Origin of the sequence: Rhizomonospora bruguierae, assembly GCF_018397995.1 — a bacterium.
GTDB lineage: Bacteria > Actinomycetota > Actinomycetes > Mycobacteriales > Micromonosporaceae > Rhizomonospora > Rhizomonospora bruguierae.
In genome coordinates, this window is the sequence record NZ_BBQH01000121.1 from 1 (window position 1) to 3,570 (window position 3,570).

Annotated in this window: 1 protein-coding gene; it reads left to right on the top strand. The window is 67.8% G+C overall.

Annotated elements, in window-relative coordinates; all coding sequences use genetic code 11:
- Positions 1-55: 55 nt before the first annotated feature.
- Positions 56-3,570: hypothetical protein (locus KJS59_RS31955; RefSeq protein WP_213457360.1), on the top strand; the 3,515-nt coding region annotated here is incomplete at its 3' end.

The window sequence follows — 3,570 nt, forward strand, 5'->3', positions numbered from 1 at the left end:
GGCGTCTGCTCGGTGGGTGGATTGGTTGTCTGACCCAGTAGATGGGTTGGCGCAGTTGGAACTGCTCACGGGGCGGGTGCGGGACCGTGTTCAGCAGTTGCACCTGACGGCGTATGTGCAGCTCACCCGGCGTATGCAGCAACTGACAGCGCGTCGTCTGGGGTCGGAGGTGATGCTGAAGGGTCTTGTCGTTCTACGTGCCTTCCTGGTGCGGTTCGAGCGGGAGCTTACGGCGTTGGCCGGTGCTGTGGGGGATCTTGGTTGGGCTTGGGTCACTCGGCGTCAGGTCGACGAGCTGCAGGAGCAGGCTGATCGGGTGTGGTCGCGGGCGGCTGAGGTGGTGGGTGTTCTGGCCGTTTTGGGGTTCCCGGTGGCGTGGCCCGAGCCGCAGTCGGCCAGGCCGGTGGAGTTCGACGTCGCTGGTGAGCTTGCTGCCTTTAGGGATTCTGTGGGCGGGACGGTACGCGATGAGCTGCAGTCGCTTATCGAGGCGTCCTCCACGCTCGGTGTGTTGACCGATGTGACACTGCTTGGGGAGTTTGCCGAAGACGACACGGTGCAGATGCGGGCCGGTCTGGATCAGGTCGCGGCGTGGTTGCTCGATTTGGGTCTGGTCCCAGCTTTGCGGCGGCTTGACGTGCAGGATGTGATTCGCGACGATTTGGATCCGCTCGGGGCGTTGATGCAGCCCGGCGTGCTGGATCCGATCATGCTTTTGATGCGGAGGGCCAACCTGGATCTGCTGGTGGCGTGGGGGCAACCCGATCTGGATCTGGTCGTGAAGTTGCAGAGTTGGTCCGATCGTGTGTGGTCGGGGGTTTCGGCGGTGGCGGGAGCTTTGGCGGCTGTGGGTGTGGCGTCGGCGTTGCGGCTGGACCCGCGGGTCGAAGAGTTGCTGGCTGGGGCGCGAGATGCGTATGCCCATCTCGATGAACCGCTGGCGCTTCTTGAGTCGTTCCGAGACGACCAATGGGCGTTGTACCAGGAGGTGGTTGATCGGGCCGCGGGCCGGTTCGTCCTGGACTTGACGAACGTGGGAGCGGTGGTGCGTGCCGTCCCCGGTGGGGTTGACCGGGATGAGTTGGTGGGGTTGCAGGGGCGGGCTGACGAGGTGTGGGCGCGGGGGGACGCGGCCGTGCGTGCCCTGGCGCGTTTGCATGTCATGGTGCCGAGCATGCGGCGGTTGTTGGCGCCGCAGGATGTGGTTGTGCGACGTGTTGGCGGGCGGGATGTGCCGCTGGTGACGGTGTCGGCGGTGCCGCCTCGGGTGGGGTTGCGGGATGGGTTGGGTGTTGGCCCGCACCACGGGTTGGGTCTGGCTGATGTGGTTGCTGCCGCGGCTGCGCAGCCGCGGTCCTGGGCGGCGACTCGTGCGGAGGGGGTGCTGGGGTGGTGGCAGGATCGGCTGCCGCCCACACCTCTCCTGCAGGAGGGGGTGACGCTGTATGTGGCGTTCCCGTGGGAGTCGGTTGACGTCCGGGCGAGTCTGGACGCGGGTTCGGCTGGTAGGGCTGATCGGATGTTGCCGGAGCTGTTCACCCGTCCCGTGGCGGCTGGCGGCTTGGCGGTGGCGTGGCGGGTGACCAAGGTTTCTGAGGGTGGGGGGGTGACGGTTCTGGCGTCGTTCCCGGTGGGGACTGGTGCCGAGGATCGGGCCAGGCTGAACGAGTGGTTGGTGGGGTGGTTCGCCGACCGCGGCCGGGATGTGTGGATCCATGAGCCACGACCGCCGCTGGAGAGCGAGCTTATCGATGGTGAGGGGATCGGCTCCGAAGACTCGGTCAGATGGCTGAGCCATCGGCTGCGTTCCCGGTTCGCGGAACTTGTCGAGGCGGCGGGCCCTGGGCGTGTAACGCTGACGGATGAGGAGTACGAGCGGCTGCGGGATGAGTGGGTGGGCGTTCTGGCCAACCGGGCTGGTGTTCCGGTGCCGCGGATCGAGGTCGACGCGGATTTGCCGGCGGGGGCGCGTGAGATCGACTGGGCCAGGTGGACGTTCCGGGTATCTACCGCATCGTGGCGGGAGTGGGACTGGGCCTCGGATATGGGCGTGTTCGCCGCGGCGCTGGTGGTGGGACTGGCGCTGCAGGCGGCCGCTGATGGGGACACCCCGCATCAACTCGCGGGCACCCCGTTGGACCGGCCCGCTCCGGCGCGGCGGCCCGCTGATTGGGGGTTTGTCGATGGGGTAATCGCCTGGGACGGGGGTGAGGACCTGACCAGCCCTGACAGCCTGGCCGGGATCGCCGCTGACCGGGCGGTGCATCGCTTCCGGATGACGGGTGTGGTGCCGGGCTGGGAATCGCGTGTGGTGTTGCCGGAGCTGGCGGGGTTCACCGCGTCGCGCACGCCGGCGGGGGTGGATCTGCGCGCCGAGGGGGCGCTCGGTGTCTTTGATGATTCTTTTGCTACGTGGCCGTTGGCGTTGCCGGGGCGGTTGTGGGTGACGGTGCGGGTGGGGGGTGCGGAGTCTGCTGCGGTGGCGGTGGCGGTGGTGGCTGGTTGGTTGGATTCGTTGTCGGCTGGTGTTGCTGATTCTGTGGTGGTGGAGGTGCGGTTGCCTGATGGGCAGGTGTTCCCGGTGTCGCAGATGGGGGAGGCGGCGCTGCGGTTGGGTGGGGCGCCGGGGCTGAGAAGCCGGGTGGGGGCGGTGGTGCCGGGTGGGGCGGGTTCGGTGAGGTGGTTGGCGGTCCGGGTGGCCCACGACATGGATGCCGCGGATTCGTCGGAGGTGATGGTGGCCGGGCCGATGTTGGTGGCGACCGGACCGCATTGGAGTTCTCATGACTATTTCGTGTTCGGGGTGGATGGGTTGCCCGGGCGGTTGCCGCTTGCGCCGGGTGTGTCGCGTAATGCCGCGGGTGAGTTGGTGTTGGACGGTGTGGGTGGGTCGGCGGTGACGGCGTGGCGGGCGGCGCATGGCTGGGTTGATCCCGCCGAGGTGCCCCGCCTGAGTGCCCCGCTGAGTCGGGTCGCGCGGTTGCGTGGGGTTTTCTTCCCCGACCCGGTCTCGCACAGCGGGGACGAACCGGCGGTGTTGGCGCAGATGGACGGGTTGATGGAATTCGCGCTGCGGGTGGCGGGGCAGGGGTCGGGCAGGGTTGATGAGGCGGCGGTGCGTGCGGCCTTGGATGGGCTGGCGCGGCGGGTGGATATGCCGGTGGCTTCGGGTGATGCGGGGGTGGCAGCGCGGAATTGGTCGCTCCTGACCCTGTATCGGCATGTGGATGCGGTGTTCGACCAGCCGTCGGTGGAGGCGCTGCTGGGTATGCGAGTGCTGGTGGAGCCGAGCCGCCCGGGTGATAGCCGTACCTTGACGGGTGATAGCCGTACCTTGACAGTGCAGATCATCCTCGGCCGTCGGAGGGAGCGGATCGATCCGTCTACCGTCCGCAACGTCGTGGCGGCCGCCGCGGCCGCGCGCCAGATCTATGGTGCTGAGCTCGCCCGTGACCACTTCGAGAATATGTATCGGCGTGCGGTTGCGTCTTTTGGTGAGCCGTCGGTTGACGAGTTTGTTCGGGTGGCCGAGCTGTTGGGCAGTGCCCCGGACGGTGACGGGCGAAACAC